The sequence below is a fragment of the Elusimicrobiota bacterium genome (assembly GCA_041658405.1).
GTDB lineage: Bacteria > Elusimicrobiota > UBA5214 > JBBAAG01 > JBBAAG01 > JBBAAG01.
Map to the genome: position 1 here is coordinate 131,333 of JBBAAG010000001.1, position 19,189 is coordinate 150,521.

Below are 19,189 nucleotides of genomic sequence, written 5' to 3' on the forward strand. Positions count from 1 at the left end.
TAAGGCAATACCTAAATGAACCTAATACTAAAAATAGCGTGGCGCAATATCCTCCGGCATAAAGGAAAAAGTTTTGTTATCGGCATCATCCTTTTTCTTGGCGCGTTACTGATGACCGTTGGCAACGGTATTATATCCGGTATGGATAAAGGTATGGCGCAAAATATTGTCAACAGTTTTACTGGCGACGTTGTTATAATCTCCGATAAACAGCGCGAGGATAGTGTATTGTTCACGCAAATGGGCCGCGCTATTGAACCCATCAACAATTTTGTTGATATCAAAAAAGCATTGGTACAAGAAAAGTGTGTATCAACCTTCCTTCCCGCGGGACGAAACATGGCAATGGTGCTTAACGACGCTGGCGGGGATCCGGGATACGCGTTTGTTCTGGGTGTAGAGTATGATAAGTATCAAAAAATGTTTCCCAACAGCGTTGTCGTACTTGAAGGAGAAGAGCTCGGTGCAAATACCCGCGGGGTGTTGCTCCCGACAGAAGCGCGGAAGTACCTCTACGACTTTTCAAATTTATGGTTTATCCCGAAAAACACGGTGTTCAACGAAAAATCGTTCCGCGATCTTGTGAAAGACACGAAGACTGATATCAAAGACGTTAGTGTCCGTGATAATATTATTTTCATGGGGTTCAGCGACAGAAATACGTCAATGGATATCCGTGTTGACGTAAAAGGCGTTATGAAATACCGCGCGTTAAACGCGATATTTGGAATGTTTAATATTCTGGATATTGAATCCTACCGCGAATGCCAGGGATACTTTTCCGCAGCGGATAAAGCGGTGGAAGTGTCAAAAGAAAAGAAGCAGTTGTTGAGTATGGATAATACTAACCTCGACAACCTGTTTTCCGACGATTCGTTGATTGTGATAAACACAGGAAATGTTGATATCGCCGCTGCGAAAAAGGATGCCACAAAAAAAGAAGCCGTGAGTACTATGCCAGCCGACCTCGAAACCGGATCGTACAACCTTGTTTTCGTGAAACTTCAACCCGGCACTGCGTTGAATACCGGGCTCGATAAAATTAATAAGTTGTTGAAGTCCAATAACCTCAATGCACGGGCTGTTTCATGGAAAAAAGCGGCCGGCGTTATCGGCAGTATGGCTGCGTTGATTAAAGGATCGTTATTCGTTTTTGTATCATTCCTGTTTTTTGTTGCAATAATCATTATTGTTAATACTTTGAGTATGGCAGCGTTGGAACGCACACAGGAAATTGGTATGATGCGAGCGGTTGGAGCGAAGAAAAGTTTTATCTCCCAAATGTTTATCGGCGAGACCGCAATACTTTCGTTCGTCTTCGGCGGTGCAGGAATACTGGCAGGAATTATTATCGTAAACCTTATCCCGTTGTTCAACATCACATCAGCCAACGAAATGGCACAATTATTGTTCGGCGGGGATAAGTTCCACCCAATCCTTTCATTTATCGATATTGTATTAACAATAATACAACTCGGCTTCGTAACATTTCTCGCGGTACTTTACCCCTTGAGGGTAGCACGCGGGATCACGCCGTTGGATGCGATTAGCAGGGACTAAGAAATAAAAAAGGATTATTACAGATGAATATTATTATTGAAATAAGTTTGCGTAACCTACTCCGGCAGAAACGGCGTAATCTGTTACTCGGACTTGCAATTGCGTTCGGGATGATGATTTTGGTAATTGCCAACTCGTTCTCCCGGGGTATTACCGACAATTTGTTGAACAAAATCATTGTTATGACCTCGGGACATATAACTCTCGGGTTTCAGGAACGCGGGCGCGCGCAGTGCCAGATATTCCGTGACCGCGAACGTGTGCTCGAGATTATTAACCACACAATCCCGGATTACGACACTCTCAGCGAAAGCCTGGGCACGTTTGCGCGTGCGATCGGCAACGGGAAGTCGGATAACATTATTGTTGTCGGGATTGATACAAAACAGAAGATGGACACAAAAAAACGCAAGGTACTTGATGAATCGTACAAAATTGTTGCCGGCGAATTTGACCGTATCGACGATGAAACTGTTGAGAACCCGATTGTTATTTCCGACGAAAAAGCGAAGTATTTAAACGTTACCCTAAACGATACTATACGCATACGATACCCCAATGTTTTTAACCAGCCGCAGGCCGCGAGGTTAACCGTTGTCGGGATTATCCATAACGACAATGTGTTTATGTCCAGCGCGATGTTGATGAACTTACAAAAACTTAAAGCGCTTATGGGCTACAAAACTTGGGAAACCGGGGATATCAACATCGTTGTAAAGGAACCCAGAAAAACCGCGATTTTGTACGCGAATAAACTGCATGAAGCATTAAAACCCGGGCTCGCAGTTATACACGGTATTGGGCGTTCCGAAGGTGTTACAATGCTTGGTTTCCGCACGAGCAGCGATACCGTAAAAATGTTGAGTGATAAAGTACCTCTTATCCGCGGGGATAAAGAATCCGCGTGGGGAAAAGACGAGGTGGTGGTTACGAGTGCGGCAGCAAAAAAGTTTTCTACCAATTCCGGCGGGACAATAGAGTTTACGTACCAGCCGAAGTTCGGGGATAAGCCAGTGGCGGTAAAGTGTAAAGTAACCGCTGTTGCTGACGACAAAACCTTTGATGGTAAGCCGGTTATCCTTGTTAATGATAAAGAGTTTTACAGCGCGTATTACGACAACCTGCCATCCACTATGGTACCAACAGGAACCACAGCGTATTATCCCGCGACAACGAACCCGATTTACCCGGCATTAGCAACTGAATGGATTATGCTTGACCGGTCAAAAACAACTCAGGAAATGCAGTTGAAGATGAAAGATGTTATAAAGAAAAAGTGGAAAGCTACGTTAATCGATGTCCGTACAATGTACGAAAGCGCAAGCGCGGTGTTGCAACTTGAAGCTGTCCTGAACATCATAACCCTATCCGCCGTGATGGTACTGTTTTTTATTATCCTCATCGGTGTCATTAACACGTTGAGGATGACTATCCGCGAACGTACCCGCGAGATTGGTACTATTCGTGCAATAGGGATGCGGAAAAAAGATGTGAGAAACACGTTTATCCTGGAAACCTTTTTCCTTTCGCTATTTTCGTGTATTACCGGCATTATCGCAGGGTTTATTGCGATGTGGCTATTGTCGTTGTTAACGTTTAGTATAAAAGACAATCCTATGATGATGCTGTTGATAAACGGGCATTTGTACTTCAAGCCCCACGTTGGCGGGATTTTGTCGAACACGGTATTGATACTGATAATTTCTGTGGCAACCGCGTACTTCCCGGCGAAACGCGCAGCGAACCTCGTGCCGTCAGACGCGTTGCGGCATTACGAATAAATTGGTGTTATAAATCAAAACTGGAGGATATAAAATCTTTATGTATCGAAAATTTTCCTATGTGTTATTACTAATCCTGGCATTGACCGCTTTTCTCGCGCCGGCGTACTCCGCTGACCTACCAAAAATCGGGGTGATTCTTAAGAGTATAGAATCGTCAATGGAAATTCGTTCCGACGCGAAAGGGAAAGTCGCGATGACCCAGCAGAAGGTTGAGGAAGGCGTGAAAACAATGGAGCTTATATACTACCGCCGGGATAAGGATAACGCATTTCTTATGATAATCACTGCGCCGGAATCAGATAAAGGGAACGGGTACCTCCGGGTAGACGAAAATTTTTGGATGTACCGCAGGAACACACGGACGTTCCAGCATATCAACCGTGACGAAAGTATCGGCGGGTCCGACGCGCGGGGTGACGATTTTGAAAACCGTAAACTCAGCGAGTTATACGCTCCGGCAACTGCTGAAAAAGGTGGGAGAGAAATTATTTCTGAAGAAACATTGGGAAGTATACCTGTGTATAAGTTTGAGCTTAAAGCTATAGCAAATGATGTGGACTACCCGCGGAAAATATATTGGGTACGCCGCGACAATTATTTGCCGTTAAAGGAAGAGTCGTACTCGTCCTCAAACATGTTGATGCAGACCGCGTACTACCTTAAATACACAACGTTGGAAGGAAAGTTTGTACCCGTAAAACAAATGTTTATCGACGAGTTCGAAAAAGGCAACAAAACTGTGGTGGAACTCTCCGGATTGTCTACGGAAAAGCTTAACGACGAGATATTTACAAAAGCATACCTCGAGAATTTGAGTAAGTAAATGAATAAGAATATTGTCCCCGCGCTGTGTTTATTGTTAACGACGCTGATATCCGTCCCGGCTGTTGTACCTGTTTATGCAAAGGACGCGCAGGCGTCCCCCGCGATCAACGAAAATGAGTTGTTTGGCGCTACTGACACCACGATGGTTGACGCGAAAGAAGTAGTGAACAACGCTTCAATTATAGAAGAAAATACGGAAAAAAAGAAAACAAGTATTTCCGGAGAACTAACAACCGTAGCGGATTTTACTGCGAGCCGTGACTATATAGAAGACGGTAATGATACTCAAAACAGGTACTTCACTTACATCGCAGGCAACCTTATGCTTGACGCGCGGTTGAAACAGGGCGTCAAAGGGTTTGCGAATCTCGAAACCCAGTACTACTCGCAAACCGGGACAACGCTTGTTAATATCCGCGAACTATTCCTCGATTTTAACGCGTACCACCGCGTGTACTTCCGCGCGGGGAAACAAGTACTCCAATGGGGACGGTGTTACCTCTGGAACCCAACGGATCTTATCAACGTAGAAAAGAAGCCGTTTATCCAAAAAGTTGGCTACCGCGAAGGAGCGTATGGTTTGAAATACCACGTGCCGTTTGGTACTACCGCCAATATTTACGGTTTTCTTGATTCTGGCAATGCAGCGGATATAAACTCTACCGCGGTAGCAGTGAAGGTTGACGTGTTGGTAGGAAAAACTGAAATGGCGCTAGCGGGTTGGACGAAAAAAGGGTTTATCCCGGTGTACGGTTATGATTTTTCCACCCGCGTGTTTGGACTTGATATTCTCGGTGAAGCCGCGTTTTCCTACGGCGACAACCGTGAACGTATGATTATCGAGAACGGGATGTTGTCAAAAGCGAAGAAAAAAGATGAGTGGGTAACAAAAGCATCTGTCGGATTCGGCCGCGCGTTTGACTGCCTCAACGTACCCGACCGTATAAATGTTATCACCGAGTTTTATTACGACCAAAACGGGTATAATGATAATGTTTTGTCCGATCCAAAATCTTATTCGCTCGCTAACATACCGGGAAATCTAAGTCTCTACTGGCCGGTAGACACAAAAAAAAATTATATAAAAGCAAACGACCTGTATGAATCCAACTATTTTTCTCAACGCTATGCCGCGTTGTTCGTGAGTGTATCAAAATTCATTATTTCCGACATGTCGTTGTCCACCAACATTATCTCCAACCTCATTGACGGGTCCGGGATGGTATCCACCGGCCTGTCTTACCGTAATATGAACGACTTTATCTGGGGGCTGACGCTTATCGGCTACTACGGCGGAGCAGATGCGGAGTATACCTTTAACAATTCCGCTATTGGCGTCCGTATGAACTTCGGGATCACGTTTTGATGAGGGGACGGGGTTGAGTTAGTTCACTTCCCTTCACCTCCACTTGTTTGTAAAACGGACAAATTGTAAATCGTATTGACAATTTGTCCATATTGTTCTACAATGACAACCATGATAAAACGAACTATGGCGGTTAAACTTAAATATCTATCCACAAAATTCCCGGTAATTACCGTTACCGGCCCGCGTCAGTCCGGAAAGACGACATTAGTAAAGAAAGTATTTCCCAAACATGACTATGTGTCATTAGAAGATTATGACAACCGCGACTTTGCGGCCCAAGACCCGCGCGGGTTCTTAAAAACCTATGGCACCGGCGTAATAATTGACGAAATACAGCGAGTGCCGCGCTTGTTTTCATATATCCAAACTGTTGTTGATACAAAAAATAAGCCTGGTATGTTCATTCTCACCGGGTCGCAAAACTTTCTTCTGACAGAAAATGTGTCACAAACACTTGCCGGGCGCGTGGCGATACTTAAACTGTTGCCACTCAGTATTAATGAATTAAGTGACGCCAAGTACACGTTGGCCAATCCGGAAAAATATGTTTTTAAAGGGTTCTATCCCAGGATTTATGATAAAAACATTTCACCGAGAGACTGGTACCCTAATTATATTCATACCTACCTTGAACGCGATATCAGGTTAATAAAAAATATCAGTAATCTTTCTACATTCCAAAATTTTATACGCTTATGCGCAGGCAGGACCGGGCAAATACTAAACTTATCGTCCTTAGGCAACGACTGCGGGATTACGCACAATACTGCCAAGGACTGGTTATCAATACTGGAGTCAAGTTATTTAGTATTCCTATTAAAACCGTACCACAACAATTTTAATAAACGTTTGGTCAAGATGCCCAAACTATATTTTTACGATACCGGGTTGGCTTGTTCATTATTGGGAATACAAACTGTGAAACAACTGGAAACACATTATTTTCGTGGCAGTTTATTTGAATCGTTTGTTATCTCAGAAATAATGAAAAACAGGCTGAATCTCGGGTTAGAACCTAATTGTTATTATTGGCGAGATAAAGTTGGGAACGAGATTGATTGTATTATTGAACACCCACAATCGTTGGTGCAAGTAGAAATAAAAGCGGGCAAAACAATTGCCAGTGATTTTTTAAAAGGTTTAAAATACTGGCAAAAAATTGCGGGAGACAAAAACACGAATCCATATTTAATATATTCCGGTGAAAAGGCAATAACGCGTGAATCTGTAAAGATATTAAGTTGGAAAGAAGTTAAACTATTAACACACCCCCTCTCATAAACCAGGTTCTGATGGCATCTAATCCCTTCCAAGTTTTGTTCCGACGTTACCAATTTCTGTTTTTGACTTCCCACTAACTTTTAGTAGAATATCTGTAATTTGATATTCGTGAATCTACGAAAGGTGGGGTGGGATGATGAATGCGAATAATGTGGTTAGAATTGAAAATGTTCAGAACAGGATATTTACTCTCCGCGGTGTTCAAGTGATGCTGGATAAAGATCTGGCACTTTTTTATGGTGTAAAACCTATAAGGTTAAGAGAGCAGGTAAAAAGAAATATTAAACGTTTCCCCTATGATTTTATGTTTCAACTTACAAAAGAAGAAGTTGAAATTATGGTATCGCAAAATGCGATACCTTCAAAACAGCATCTGGGAGGTTCGCTACCGTTTGTTTTTACTGAGCAAGGAGTTTCTGCTGTTTCTACAGTAATTACTAGTGAACGTGCTATTGAAGTAAGTATAAAGATTATACGCGCTTTTGTTCAAATGCGCAGGTTTACCGCGTTGAACACGCAGGTATTCCAAAGACTTGATAGTCTTGAAACCAAACAAAGCGAAACTGACAAAAGATTGATAAAGTGTTGAACGCCATTGAAAGTAACGAGGTTAAACCAAAACAAGGAATATTTTTCGATGGCCAGGTATTTGATGCATACCGGTTTTTATCAACCCTTTTCAGGGCTGCAAAAAAGTCTCTTATCATTATTGATAACTATATCGATGAAAGTGTCCTAACGCATCTCACAAAACGTGCGAAAAACGTGAAAGTAACCATTTTAACCAGAACAGTTTCAAGCTTATTGGCGCTTGATGTGAAAAAGTTTAATGAACAATACCCGTTTGTCGAAATCAAGATATTCAAAAACTCGCATGACCGGTTCATAATTATCGACGAAAATACCGTTTATCACTTTGGCGCGTCGCTTAAAGACCTGGGGAAGAAATGGTTCGCATTTTCTAAAATGGATATCACATCGATTGAGATGCTTACCAAGTTAAAACAATTAAATAATTGATTTAAAAGCGCATTCTATTTGAACCCTAGGAAGACAGCTGCTTCATAAAACAACTTATTTTACAAACCAGATTATGATGGCGTCCAAGAAACTTCCTGTTGATAGTTACCTCAAAAACCCTATTTGTTTCTTCGGTTTTTCCTTCTTTGGTGTTAGTAACCTGCGGATTGCATTGAACACCGATTGGAATTGCTGATCATATTTCTTTTCCATTTCATCAATTTTGTGTTGCAAGCCTTTGTGGGATACAATAATCTCGCGTAATTTATTAAAAGTAAGAATGATCTGAATATTAACCTGAATTGCCTGTTCACTATTCAATACACTTGAAAGCATTGCGACTCCGTGTTCGGTAAATGCATAAGGCAATTTGGGTGAAAACTTAAGCATTTTAAGGTGGTCACAAGTTGTGACCACCTCAGTTTTTTCTTGCTGATTGAGTTGAAAGATGAATGTTTCTTTTGGGAAACGCCGGATATTTCTTTTTACTGCCTGATTCAAAACTTTGGTCGAAACGTTGTAAAGTCCAGCAAGGTCATGGTCAATCATTACCCGCTTGCTTCTGATTAATAGAATCTTGGTTTCAATACTTTCTTGCAGAATAAGAGCTTTGTCCATAATATCCTCCTGTTTCAATTTTATGAGGTGTTATGTACCAAAGCCTGTAAATATATTAACACTAAAAACAAAGCGATGTCAAATTTGATAAGAAGTTGTATATGCTGTCCCACAAACCAGGTTCTAGTGGCGTCCAACGCTCCCCATTTTATACTCCGTTGCGCTTCAATTCCTGTTTTGACTTCCCACAAACATTTGGTAGAATACTACTATCGAGACGCAATAAAGCATTGGAGATTGTCTAATGGCTATTGAAATATCAAAATACTACTGGAATACTAAATTGAATGATATAGAAAATACAACTAAGGTATTGTGCTTGGTGTCAGTGTTAATGTTTTGTACTGTAATTAAAGCATTAGGAAATCAATCGGCTGTGAACAGTTCAACTACTACCGAAAACGATTATACTTACGAACTTGTAGATGTAAAACCTTTGACACCGGAAGGAATGCATGCTACTTCTATCCAATGGTCTCCGGATGGAAAGAAAATAGCATTTACTTTGGATAAAGGATTATATGTACATGTATTAGATTTATCAACTAGAGAAGTCAAACCAGTAAGCCAACCAGATGAAGGCTATTCTTTTCATTGGTCACCGGACAGCAAGCGCATACTTTTTTATCGCGGTAAGGTAGAGTTTGATGATAAAACCCAAATACGAGATACGAAATATTGGGGAATAATAGTTGACATAGATAATAAAACGAAGAAAGAATTTGAATCACAATTTAAAGCTGCTCCGGTAGAAAAATGGACAGAAGAAGACGGTATAGTGGTAAGAAGCAAAGGAAGAGAATTAAAAAGTATTGACGAGACAGGGAAAATAAAACCTATAAACGAAAAAGAAAAAGATAAATTTGTTGTATACATTGATAGACAAAAGGCAAGTTCAACCTTCACGGATGAATATGTTAGTGGTGGATTTGTTAATAATGTGTGGATAAAAAAGGTAAATGGTAGTGTGAATGAACAACTCACAAAAGAAGGTGGTTATTATGGAGCAGCATTATCACCAAATGGTAAATATGTTCTTGCATATGCACAGGGAAAACATAATGGGAAAGGTGTTTATCTAACTATGGTAATGGATCTTCAAGGAAGAAAAATTATGGAAATTAAAGGAAGTGGTAATGAAGTAGAAGATGCTCATGGTAATCTTGGTTGGTCATTAGATAGTCGTTTTTTGATAGGTATTAAAGAATATGAAGAAAGCGAATGGGATATTAAAGCCACGGAAATAGTTTTATTTGATGTGGAAAACAAAAAGAAGTATGAAATAACACACACTCCTAATGTCGTTGAATCAAGTCCTAGTTTGTCCCCAGATAATAAATATGTTGTTTTTACTGATTACAGTAAATCGATAATTTGTATAGGGAAATTGGTTAAAAAGGTGATAAAACAATGACAACAAAAGGTTTTGTTAGCGTTGTTGGACAAGTATTTAAATGAAGAAAACGCTAAGTGGTGGAATAATAAATAGCAAGGAGTAGTACCAATGACAGAAATCACAAAAATTGAGAACGTAACAGTCGTAACAAAAGCCAACATATACTTCGACGGTAAGGTTGTAAGCCATACCGTTGAACTAAAGGACGGCAGTAAACAAACCGTTGGTTTAATCTATCAAGGCAATTTCCATTTCACTACGGGCAAGCCGGAACGTATGGACATCACCGCGGGGCAGTGCAAGATAAAACTTGCTGGCGAGACAGAATGGACAACCTATTCCGCGGGAACGTTTTTCGATGTCCCCGGCAACTCAGCGTTTGATATTGCAGTAGAATCCGGGATTACAGAATACATTTGTACTTATATGTAAAGATAAACGGTTGGTTGTATGCAGTTAAAAGTTGGTAAAGAAAAGAATATTATTGCTAATGTTTAAAATATCCGTAACTTTGCAGGATACAACCACCTAAAACTAAGGATGAACAAAACAGTACCATCCATCCTACCCCGGAAGTAATTTAAGTAGCTGATACTAAAGCTTTATAATACTGTGGTATCTCAAATATTCCGCCTGATGTTTCATAAAAAGAGTTGTCAAGTTCATAAACACCGTTTTTCGGGGTAACCCATCCTGCTGTGCTATACGGATGATACGACAACAATGCCTGCCAGTTTTTGTAGTTCTGATGCCCGTTACTTTCTAATAAACCTATTTTTAAACCGGGAAACGGCATTAGCCGCGCCGCTACGTTTTTGTTCCATTCAACCATCACAGGGTTAACCGTGAGGTCAGCACAGAAACAGGGAACATTTTTTTTCCGGCATAATTCCGCGATCTGCAACGATTTACTTAATGTTTTGGCGATAGGTTTCAACGCTATAGCAGTATACCCGAGGTTTATCCTGTTCCCCACATCCAAAGGCGAATGCGCGCTTTCATCCGCAGCGATACGCACCCCAAGGCCGGTAACGTCAATCATAGCTTCTTCCGGGAAGGGTTCTTCAACAATGGCTATATGCTCAACCGCACCGATACGCGCAGCGTAGTCAAGAAGTTCACATAAGCGGTCTTTAGTATCATACCGACCATTGGCATCAAGGTAATACGGTACCATACCGTTTTCTGTGTAAGGTATACGTATATCTTTCACCATACGGTGTACTTGTTCCAACCGTTGTTTATCCCATTCCACCATTTTCCCGCGGTCACCGTCTTTTTCAGGGTCCGCCCCGATTTTTATTTTCATAAAAAAGTATCCCTGCCGGATAACTTCTTCAATATCCTCCGGAGTTAACGCATAGGTTATCAGCGGTATCCCCGCAACCTTTTCATGCCGCGCGGATAATGAAGGACGGTATTCCTCTGGTACCATTGCATCAAATGTTGTATACCCATTCTCCCGGGCGTATAATACCCATGCGGCGGTATCTAAAGGTACAAGAGCGTTTAGTACAAAGGTTAATTTTAACCCTGCTGTATTCGTAACAATTTTTGCGTACGCATATACGGAATCAAGGATTTGGTCTATCAAATCTATGGGTGTTGACCACTCAACGTTACGCGCTTTGGTTAACGCATACTGCAAGATCGCGTACATTAACGCGTTACCCCCAGATTCTGAATGCGCTTCAAACACTTTTGCGTCGGACCACAGAACGCTTTGCGTGCCAAGTCCAATACCCTCATTACCTTTTGAGGAACGTACCAGCGCTACTGTTTGCCAGAGTTCAGTGGTATACCCGCCCTTGAATCCGAACGGTTTGATAAGGGGTTCTCGCACAAAATTTGAGGAAGTTGAAACAACCGATATTTTGTTCATACAATTTTATGCTAGCCTGTCCCAGTGCGTTAAGTTTACAGGGTACTGCACCTTTTCGTTTTTCATGAAATAACGTTCAAGGTCGTCAATAACATCCCGCCCGTTACGTAACCTGTTCTGTGCGACAGCGCCGGCTATATGCGGGGTTAAGATAACATTGGGTAATGAACGTAATGAGTTGTCCGGTTTTGGGGGTTCTGGGTCAGTAACATCAATACACACAGTTATCCGTCCGCGTTTAAGTTCTTCTATCATCTCAGGTTCATTCACAATCGCGCCCCGCGCGGTATTAATGAATATAGCGTTCTCTTTCATCATCGCGAACTCGTGGAGCCCAAGCATATGTTTTGTTTCTTCAGTTGACGGTGCATGAAGCGTCACAACATCCGCGGTTTTTAAGAGTTCTTCTAACTCAACTTTCCGTACACCAAGATTATTAGCATCATCCAGTGTTAAATACGGGTCATACACAAGGATTTCTTTGAGGTCAAAATTCTTTAGTAACTTTATTAAATGCCGTCCTACGCGTGAAGCGCCGATGATGCCGATTACCGCGCCATAGGGTTCTACAACCTTTTTTCGTTCATTTTCATCCATCCACCTGCCGTTAACCGTGTTTTTGCAGAGCCACCACGCGCGTTTCATTGTTGTCAACATCATACCAAGCGTAAACTCCGCAACACCGATACCTAGTGCTGTATTTGCGTTGGTAACCACCACATTGTTTTGTATCAATACATCCTTCACTTGTGCAAGCATTACCTTTACTGACCCTGCGGAATGCGCAATCATTTTTAGGGATGGAGCGGAGGTAAGTACTTCCGGTGTTATCACAGGGGTACTCCATCCGGTTAGCAATGCATCAGCACCGGAGGATAGTTTTAACATTAACTCCGTTGATAGTTTTGGAGTATCCTCAAACCGCACATCAGCGAAGGTGTTCAGCCGTATATAATCTTCCGTCGATATACAATTATTCTTCATCTGTGTGTTCAGTAGTACCGCGATTTTGGGTTTATTACTCATTTCTTTATAAGCCTTTCTTGTTTTATACATAATAGACGTTTACTTATAAAATAACAGTTTTCTTATGTTAATTATATCATAATCTCCTATGTACAATCTCATAAAACAGGTATTGTTTATCCCGCACATTATTTGTTATTATTTAACTATTAAGGTATAGTATAGCAACGGTAAAACACAATATTTTTTTATATGGCAAAAGAAAAAGTTTTAGTTATAGAAGATGATGTTAATGTCAGCGATTTTTGTTTTGACGCACTGACCGGCGAAGGGTATGAAGTGGAAGTCGTTAGTTCGGGAGAAAACGGCCTTGCACTGCTTCAGGATAAACCTTATAACCTCGCTTTAGTGGATCTCCACCTCCCCGGTGGGATGGATGGTATACAGATACTCAAAGAAATACGTATAAAGTTTCCGCATACCGCGGTTATTATCTTCAGTGGTGTTGGAAAAATTGAAATCGCAGTGGAATCCATGCGGCTGGGTGCTTATGATTATATAACTAAACCATTTTCAGTTGATGAATTACGCTTTGTGGTTGACCGGTGTCTTGAACAGCAGCGGTTACATACCGAGGTTGGCGGGTTGAGAAACATCAAGAACCTTTATAAGGTCAGTATCATGATGAGTTCTTTGATGGAAGTAGAAAAAGTTTTGGATATGATACTTAAACTTGCGGGGGATATGGTCCACGCGGATAGCGGGTCATTAATGATGGTAAACGAAAAAACCGGCGAGCTTACCATCGGCGTATCCATGGGCATGTCGCGTTACATAGCAAAAAATGTGCATTTACACTCCGGAGACCGTATCGCCGGATGGGTTGCAAAAACCGGTGAGGCTTTACTTTTAACCGACCGCCCGGATACACTGCCGCAGTTTAAGGATATTGAAACAAACCCAAAAATAAAATCGTCAATCGTAATACCCCTGAAAAGTAAGGACAAAATTATTGGTGTGTTAAACATCAATAATACAGGTTCGACGTATACGTTCACACAACAGGATTTTGAGTTATTAAAAGAATTGGCAGTAGATGCCGCGGTTGCAATTGAAAACGCTAAAGTATACGAACGGTTAAAAGAAATTGATACATTAAAAACACAGTTTATTTCTATGGTCTCGCATGAACTCCGTACACCGCTTACAATAATCCTTTCCTCAGTAGAAAACCTTGATGACGGCATTTTTGGTGAGCTTAACCTTGAGCAGCACCGCTGGATTAAGGAAATTGGCACCAGCGCAAACCGGTTAAACACCCTAATTAGCGATATTCTCGATCTTTCAAAACTGGAATCCGGACAGACGGTATTGAAGAAGGAAAGTATTAAACTCTCTGACCTTATCCAAAAAAATGTTGCGCAATTATCGCAACTGGCAAAAAAACGGGGGTTAACCCTTAAGTTCACGCCGTGTCCCAAATGTATAACCATACTGGCGGATCCCAAAAAAATTGAACAGGTACTGGTTAATCTTATCGACAACGCTTTGAAGTTCACTCCGGCAGGGGGTAGTGTTGAGGTTACCATGAAACCCGGTGAAAAGGATGAGATTATAGTTACCGTTGCTGATACTGGAATCGGCATAAAATCTGAATACCTGGAAGTTATCTTCAACCGGTTTCAACAACTTAAACAATCCGATACACCTGAAGGTAACCCTCAGGGTGTAGGGTTAGGACTGGCTATCGCAAAAGAAATTGTTACACAACACGGCGGGCGTATCTGGGCGGAAAGCGAACCCGGGAAAGGTAGCCGGTTTATCTTTGCTTTACCGATAGAGGAACAGCGGAATGATTAATACCCCGGACAAAAAAAAGGTTTTGGTAGTTGAAGATGAACCGTTAATTGTAGCCCTTTTATCTACCGCACTTACTGCCCGGGGATATGAAGTGACAATTGCTGAGGATGGGGAGAAAGCGTTGGAGTTGGTATCAAAAATATTGCCGGATATCATCTTACTTGACCTCATGATCCCGAAAATCAGCGGGTATGACGTCTGTAAAACCATTAAAGCGGACGATCAATTTAAATCCATACCCGTAATTGCGGTATCTGCGTTAGCGCAGCAGATAGAGATTAATAGAGCTTTAACCGCAGGAGTGCAGGAGTATGTTATCAAACCATATAAAATGTCTGCATTATTGGAAATAATAAGGAAATATGTATAATGAAAAAATGTATCCTCGTAGTTGAAGATGATCACACACTTGCCGGCGCGGTGGAAGCGCGGTTGCAATCAGATGGATATGAAATTATCCTGGCTTATGACGGTGAAGAGGCTGTGGAGTTCATTAACAAAAAAAATATTGATCTTGCATTACTTGACGTTATGCTGCCAAAAATGAACGGGCACGGCGTATGTGCGTATATTAGGTCAAAGAAAAAGTTTGAGCATATACCCGTGATAATGATGACTGCGCTGAATACTATGGCGGATATCGACGAAGCATTTCGTTGCGGGGCTAATGACTATATTGTGAAACCGTTCTCGTTTGAACGGCTTACCTCAAAAGTACAGAAGTTACTGGAACAAAATAAATAAGGAGATGTTTAAACAATGACAAAACAATTTAAAGTGTCCGAGTTACAGACAGCCCGCGGAAAATTTAAACCGGTCTTACCGGCAATCCTGAAACACGGCCCCGGTGCCGTTGTTACGAAAGCTGGTAATCCCACCCAAAGCATTGCGGATTATGATACCGTAAAAAACCTTTTCCCTCTTACCTACGGAATGCCGTTGGTTAAGTTCGGGAAAGGTAAAAACCCGGCTGTTACAAAAAAAATTGTGCGGGTTGGCGTAGTACTCTCCGGAGGTCAAGCACCCGGGGGACATAACGTTATTGCAGGGTTATATGACGGGTTAAAAAAAGCTAACCAAAAGAACAAACTTATCGGCTTCCTTGGCGGGCCATCGGGTATCCTTGATAATAAATGGAAAGAAATCACCGCACCATTTATGGACCAGTACCGCAATACTGGCGGGTTTGATATTATCCAGTCTGGCCGGACAAAAATTGAAACCCCGGAACAGTTTGAGTTAGCAAGTAATAATTTGATTGCAAATAAACTTGATGCGCTTGTAGTAGTTGGGGGGGATGATTCAAATACAAACGCTGCGTTGTTAGCTGAATACTTTAAGATAAAAAACCTTCCTGTTTCCGTGATTGGCGTACCTAAAACTATTGACGGTGACCTAAAAAATGACCAGATTGAAGCGTCCTTCGGGTTTGATACCGCAACTAAGATTTACGCGGAACTCGTTGGTAATATCTGCCGGGACGTAAACTCCGCACAAAAGTATTGGCATTTTGTGCGGTTAATGGGCCGCAGTGCGTCGCATATCACGCTCGAGGTTGGATTGAAAACACAACCTAATATTGTGCTTATAGGTGAAGAGGTTAAATCAAGAAATCTTACCCTCGCGCAGGTGGTACATTATATAGTAGATGTTATCGTTGCACGGGCTGAGGTAAAGAAAAATTTTGGCGTTATTCTCGTCCCGGAAGGATTGGTTGAGTTTATCCCTGAGATAAAACAGTTAATCGCAGTACTCAACGACGTACTAGCAGAGAACGAACAAACACTTCATGCAATGGCGGGATTAGACGATAAAAAAGTGTTTGTTATCTCAAAACTACCGGAGAACCTAGCGGCATTAATGAAGTCGTTACCCTCCGGGATTTCATCACAATTAATGCTGGACCGCGATCCTCACGGTAATGTCCAGGTGTCACAGATTGAAACCGAGAAGTTGCTAATAGATATGATAAAGAAACAACTTTCTGACCTCAAGAAGGAAGGGAAGTATAATGGTAAGTTCGCAACTAATACGCATTTTCTGGGATATGAAGGGCGGTGCGGTGCGCCATCAAACTTTGATGCGAACTACACTTACGCACTGGGTTATACCGCTGCGGTATTGGCGATGAATGCGTTAACCGGTTATCTTTCATCTGTTAAAGGACTAACCAGCAAATCGTCTTCATGGACCTGCGGTGGTGTACCTTTAACAATGATGATGAATATTGAACGGCGGAAAGGAAAAGAGAAACCGGTGATCCAAAAAGCGCTGGTTGACCTTAACGGGAAACCGTTTAAAGCACTGGAAGTAAACCGCGATAAATGGGCATCTACTGATTGTTATGTTTATCCCGGGCCGATACAGTACTTTGGCCCGTCAGTTGTGGCTGATATTACCACTAAAACATTAGCGCTTGAGCAAGGCGGGAAAAAGAAATAAGTGTCTATACGTATCAGGTATGACACCCCGGCACTAACCTGGGATGAAGGTTTACCACTGGGCAACGGTGTGCTTGGTGCGTTGGTATGGGGTACTGGCAGGCCTCTAAAAATATCATTAGACCGTACTGACCTGTGGGATACACGGGTTATCCCGGAATTTCATTCCGCTGATTACACTTACGACAACGTTCTTCGCTGGCACCGTGAAGGAAAACATGACGAACTAAAGAATTTATTAGAAGAGCCTTATAACCGCCCAGCAAATCCAACAAAAATCCCAGCCGGGCGGATAGAATTAGTTGCAAATAATGATGCGGTAGTACAATTTTCTGAACTCGACCTTTATACCGCAACAGTGTATGTTCAACTCGGGAATACTCCAATCCGTATATTCGTTCACGCAACTGAAAATGTGGGAATAATAGTATTACCCGCAAAAACTGATGTTACTATACGGTTAAACAATCCTTTATTCAATAGCGATGCCGCTACAAATGTTCCGGCAGATAAAACAGCGTTAACTCATTTGGGATACCCGGTGGTAGAACGTTATGATAGTAATACTTACCAATCGTTCCGGCAAAAGGGATGGGAGAAGTTTTGTTATGCTGGGTATTTAGCGTGGCATAACCAAAACGGTGAACGTGTATACGCTTGGACAATAACGTCTAATCATGACGGAACTGATCCATTGGAGGTTGCGCGGGAACGCGTTACTAACGTATTATCCTGTGATACAAAAGAAATGTTTGGAACCCACTGCGCATGGTGGAATAATTATTGGCAAAAATCGTGTATTTCATTACCTAACAAAAGAATTGAAAAACAATGGTTTCTTGATACATACAAATTCGGAGCAACAAGCCGTAAAGGTGGGTATCCAATAACACTGCAGGGCGTATGGACTGCTGATGACGGAAAACTTCCCCCGTGGCGGGGTGATTATCATCACGATTTAAATACTGAGTTAAGTTACTGGCCATGTTATTCCGGTAACCGGTTAGAAGAAGGACAGTGTTTTGTTGACTGGTTATGGGACACCCGTGGAAACTGTAAGAAATGGACCCGCGAGTTTTTTGGTATGCCGGGATTAAATGTACCGATGACTGCGGATATTAACAATAACCAAATCGGCGGGTGGAGACAGTATACACATTCTGCAACTACTGCTGCGTGGCTGGCACACCATTTTTATCTTCACTGGAAGTATAGTAATGACCGCGAGTTTTTACGTACCCGCGCGTATCCTTACCTGCGCGCCGCTGCGGTTTTTGTCGATGCAATAACTTCACGGAAAAAAGTGAATGGTAAACGCGTGCTTGAGCTTTCTTCTTCACCTGAGATCAATGACAACCGTCCTAATGCGTGGTTTGTTGATACTATAACAAACTATGACCTCGCGCTTATACTCTGGCTGTTACACGCTACCGCAGAACTCGCAACTGAGCTTGGAAATACCGGTGATGCTGAATATTGGCATAGTGTTTCATCCGAATTTCCGGGTTACGCAGTTGATGATAATATAGGCTTACTTGTCGCACAAAATTATCCGTTAAAAGTTTCTCACCGCCACTTTTCGCACCTGATGGCAATCCACCCGCTTGGACTTTTAAACTATCCGGGCGGGAGTCAGGATGAACAAAAAATCGTTACAAATTCATTGAAATACCTCGATACACTAGGAACAAGCCGGTGGTGCGGGTACAGTTTTGCGTGGCTGGCCAGTATATACGCACGGGATGGAGACGGGGTTAACGCAGAACGTATGCTTGATATTTTTGCTGACGCGTTTACGTTACGAAATAGTTTTCATTGTAACGGCGACCAGTCGGGGAAAGGGTACTCGACTCTAAAATACCGCCCATTTACATTGGAAGGAAACTTTGCTGCTGCTGCGGGTGTACAGGAAATGTTATTGCAAAGCCATAATGGTAAAATCACAGTATTCCCCGCAGTGCCCGGCATATGGCGTGATACGGAATTCACGACATTACGTGCACAAGGCGGGGTATTGGTATCAGCACAGCGTAAGAACGGGCAAGTTCAGAATGTCGAGCTTATATCCGAAACTGGCGGGCGGTGTTGTTTTGTGTCTCCATGGGCGAAGAAAGATATTATTTTAACTCTGGTTCCTAACAAACCATTAACGCTTACCCCAAAAATGTCTTTGTGATGAAACAAAAA

General features: G+C 42.1%; 17 protein-coding genes. 14 read left to right on the forward strand and 3 right to left on the reverse strand.

Annotation, left to right across the window (positions count from 1 at the left end; genetic code table 11):
* Positions 1 to 15: 15 nt before the first annotated feature.
* The 7 genes from WC955_00580 (at position 16) to WC955_00610 (ending at position 7,839) form a co-directional block, all read left to right on the forward strand.
* Entirely contained in the window at positions 16 to 1,560 is a 1,545-nt protein-coding gene (locus tag WC955_00580; GenBank protein MFA5857539.1) for an FtsX-like permease family protein, read from the forward strand.
* A gap of 23 nt (positions 1,561 to 1,583) precedes the next feature.
* Entirely contained in the window at positions 1,584 to 3,341 is a 1,758-nt protein-coding gene (locus WC955_00585; GenBank protein MFA5857540.1) for an FtsX-like permease family protein, read from the forward strand.
* 40 nt (positions 3,342 to 3,381) lie between these two features.
* A complete protein-coding gene (locus WC955_00590; GenBank protein ID MFA5857541.1) occupies positions 3,382 to 4,167 on the forward strand; it encodes an outer membrane lipoprotein-sorting protein in 786 nt (261 codons plus the stop codon).
* Positions 4,168 to 5,535 carry a hypothetical protein gene (locus WC955_00595; protein MFA5857542.1) on the forward strand — a complete coding sequence of 456 codons (1,368 nt, stop codon included), beginning with the start codon at positions 4,168 to 4,170 and terminating at the stop codon, positions 5,533 to 5,535.
* 126 nt (positions 5,536 to 5,661) lie between these two features.
* On the forward strand, positions 5,662 to 6,819 hold the full coding sequence (locus WC955_00600; GenBank protein MFA5857543.1) for an ATP-binding protein: 1,158 nt from the start codon (positions 5,662 to 5,664) through the stop codon (positions 6,817 to 6,819).
* Between the two features lie 133 nt (positions 6,820 to 6,952).
* A complete protein-coding gene (locus WC955_00605) occupies positions 6,953 to 7,408 on the forward strand; it encodes an ORF6N domain-containing protein (GenBank protein MFA5857544.1) in 456 nt (151 codons plus the stop codon).
* Positions 7,405 to 7,839: a hypothetical protein gene (locus WC955_00610; protein ID MFA5857545.1), complete on the forward strand. Its 435-nt coding sequence runs from the start codon at positions 7,405 to 7,407 to the stop codon at positions 7,837 to 7,839. The genes WC955_00605 and WC955_00610 overlap by 4 nt, the downstream gene beginning before the upstream one ends.
* 105 nt (positions 7,840 to 7,944) lie before the next feature.
* On the opposite strand, the gene WC955_00615 is transcribed toward WC955_00610, so the two are convergent.
* On the reverse strand, positions 7,945 to 8,457 hold the full coding sequence (locus WC955_00615) for an ORF6N domain-containing protein (GenBank protein MFA5857546.1): 513 nt from the start codon (positions 8,455 to 8,457) through the stop codon (positions 7,945 to 7,947).
* Between the two features lie 244 nt (positions 8,458 to 8,701).
* Between WC955_00615 and WC955_00620 the strand changes: the two genes are divergently transcribed.
* Together WC955_00620 and WC955_00625 are read left to right on the forward strand one after the other, a co-directional pair.
* The gene (locus WC955_00620; GenBank protein ID MFA5857547.1) at positions 8,702 to 9,871 is read left to right on the forward strand and encodes a hypothetical protein; all 1,170 of its coding nucleotides are present in this window, start codon (positions 8,702 to 8,704) and stop codon (positions 9,869 to 9,871) included.
* Positions 9,872 to 9,970: 99 nt separating this feature from the next.
* Complete coding sequence (locus WC955_00625; protein ID MFA5857548.1) at positions 9,971 to 10,285, forward strand: pyrimidine/purine nucleoside phosphorylase; 315 nt, start codon at positions 9,971 to 9,973, stop codon at positions 10,283 to 10,285.
* 148 nt (positions 10,286 to 10,433) lie between these two features.
* Here the strand turns inward: WC955_00625 and WC955_00630 are convergent, their stop codons facing one another.
* Complete coding sequence (locus tag WC955_00630) at positions 10,434 to 11,735, reverse strand: enolase C-terminal domain-like protein (GenBank protein ID MFA5857549.1); 1,302 nt, start codon at positions 11,733 to 11,735, stop codon at positions 10,434 to 10,436.
* 6 nt (positions 11,736 to 11,741) lie between these two features.
* Complete coding sequence (locus WC955_00635; protein ID MFA5857550.1) at positions 11,742 to 12,761, reverse strand: hydroxyacid dehydrogenase; 1,020 nt, start codon at positions 12,759 to 12,761, stop codon at positions 11,742 to 11,744.
* Positions 12,762 to 12,953: 192 nt separating this feature from the next.
* On the opposite strand from WC955_00635, the gene WC955_00640 reads away from it, so the two are divergent.
* The 5 genes from WC955_00640 to WC955_00660 are packed head-to-tail and all read left to right on the forward strand — an operon-like array spanning position 12,954 to position 19,178.
* Entirely contained in the window at positions 12,954 to 14,561 is a 1,608-nt protein-coding gene (locus WC955_00640; GenBank protein MFA5857551.1) for an ATP-binding protein, read from the forward strand.
* On the forward strand, positions 14,554 to 14,931 hold the full coding sequence (locus WC955_00645) for a response regulator (GenBank protein ID MFA5857552.1): 378 nt from the start codon (positions 14,554 to 14,556) through the stop codon (positions 14,929 to 14,931). Before WC955_00640 ends, WC955_00645 begins: the two co-directional genes overlap by 8 nt.
* Positions 14,931 to 15,305 (forward strand): response regulator, encoded by a 375-nt coding sequence (locus tag WC955_00650; protein ID MFA5857553.1) that lies wholly within the window; start codon positions 14,931 to 14,933, stop codon positions 15,303 to 15,305. Before WC955_00645 ends, WC955_00650 begins: the two co-directional genes overlap by 1 nt.
* 15 nt (positions 15,306 to 15,320) lie before the next feature.
* Positions 15,321 to 17,003, forward strand: coding sequence for a diphosphate--fructose-6-phosphate 1-phosphotransferase (locus WC955_00655; protein MFA5857554.1), 1,683 nt, complete (start codon positions 15,321 to 15,323; stop codon positions 17,001 to 17,003).
* The gene (locus tag WC955_00660) at positions 17,004 to 19,178 is read left to right on the forward strand and encodes a glycoside hydrolase family 95-like protein (GenBank protein ID MFA5857555.1); all 2,175 of its coding nucleotides are present in this window, start codon (positions 17,004 to 17,006) and stop codon (positions 19,176 to 19,178) included. It abuts the gene before it with no gap.
* Positions 19,179 to 19,189 lie beyond the last annotated feature (11 nt).

Bases quoted from the DNA above. Each gene is read 5' to 3' on its own strand.
- WC955_00595 (MFA5857542.1), top strand. From the start codon at position 4,168: ATGAATAAGAATATTGTCCCCGCGCTGTGTTTATTGTTAACGACGCTG.
- WC955_00650 (MFA5857553.1), top strand. From the start codon at position 14,931: ATGAAAAAATGTATCCTCGTAGTTGAAGATGATCACACACTTGCCGGC.
- WC955_00590 (MFA5857541.1), top strand. From the start codon at position 3,382: ATGTATCGAAAATTTTCCTATGTGTTATTACTAATCCTGGCATTGACC.
- WC955_00635 (MFA5857550.1), bottom strand. From the start codon at position 12,761: ATGAGTAATAAACCCAAAATCGCGGTACTACTGAACACACAGATGAAG.
- WC955_00620 (MFA5857547.1), top strand. From the start codon at position 8,702: ATGGCTATTGAAATATCAAAATACTACTGGAATACTAAATTGAATGAT.
- WC955_00605 (MFA5857544.1), top strand. From the start codon at position 6,953: ATGATGAATGCGAATAATGTGGTTAGAATTGAAAATGTTCAGAACAGG.
- WC955_00615 (MFA5857546.1), bottom strand. From the start codon at position 8,457: ATGGACAAAGCTCTTATTCTGCAAGAAAGTATTGAAACCAAGATTCTA.
- WC955_00630 (MFA5857549.1), bottom strand. From the start codon at position 11,735: ATGAACAAAATATCGGTTGTTTCAACTTCCTCAAATTTTGTGCGAGAA.
- WC955_00645 (MFA5857552.1), top strand. From the start codon at position 14,554: ATGATTAATACCCCGGACAAAAAAAAGGTTTTGGTAGTTGAAGATGAA.
- WC955_00640 (MFA5857551.1), top strand. From the start codon at position 12,954: ATGGCAAAAGAAAAAGTTTTAGTTATAGAAGATGATGTTAATGTCAGC.
- WC955_00580 (MFA5857539.1), top strand. From the start codon at position 16: ATGAACCTAATACTAAAAATAGCGTGGCGCAATATCCTCCGGCATAAA.
- WC955_00585 (MFA5857540.1), top strand. From the start codon at position 1,584: ATGAATATTATTATTGAAATAAGTTTGCGTAACCTACTCCGGCAGAAA.
- WC955_00600 (MFA5857543.1), top strand. From the start codon at position 5,662: ATGGCGGTTAAACTTAAATATCTATCCACAAAATTCCCGGTAATTACC.
- WC955_00655 (MFA5857554.1), top strand. From the start codon at position 15,321: ATGACAAAACAATTTAAAGTGTCCGAGTTACAGACAGCCCGCGGAAAA.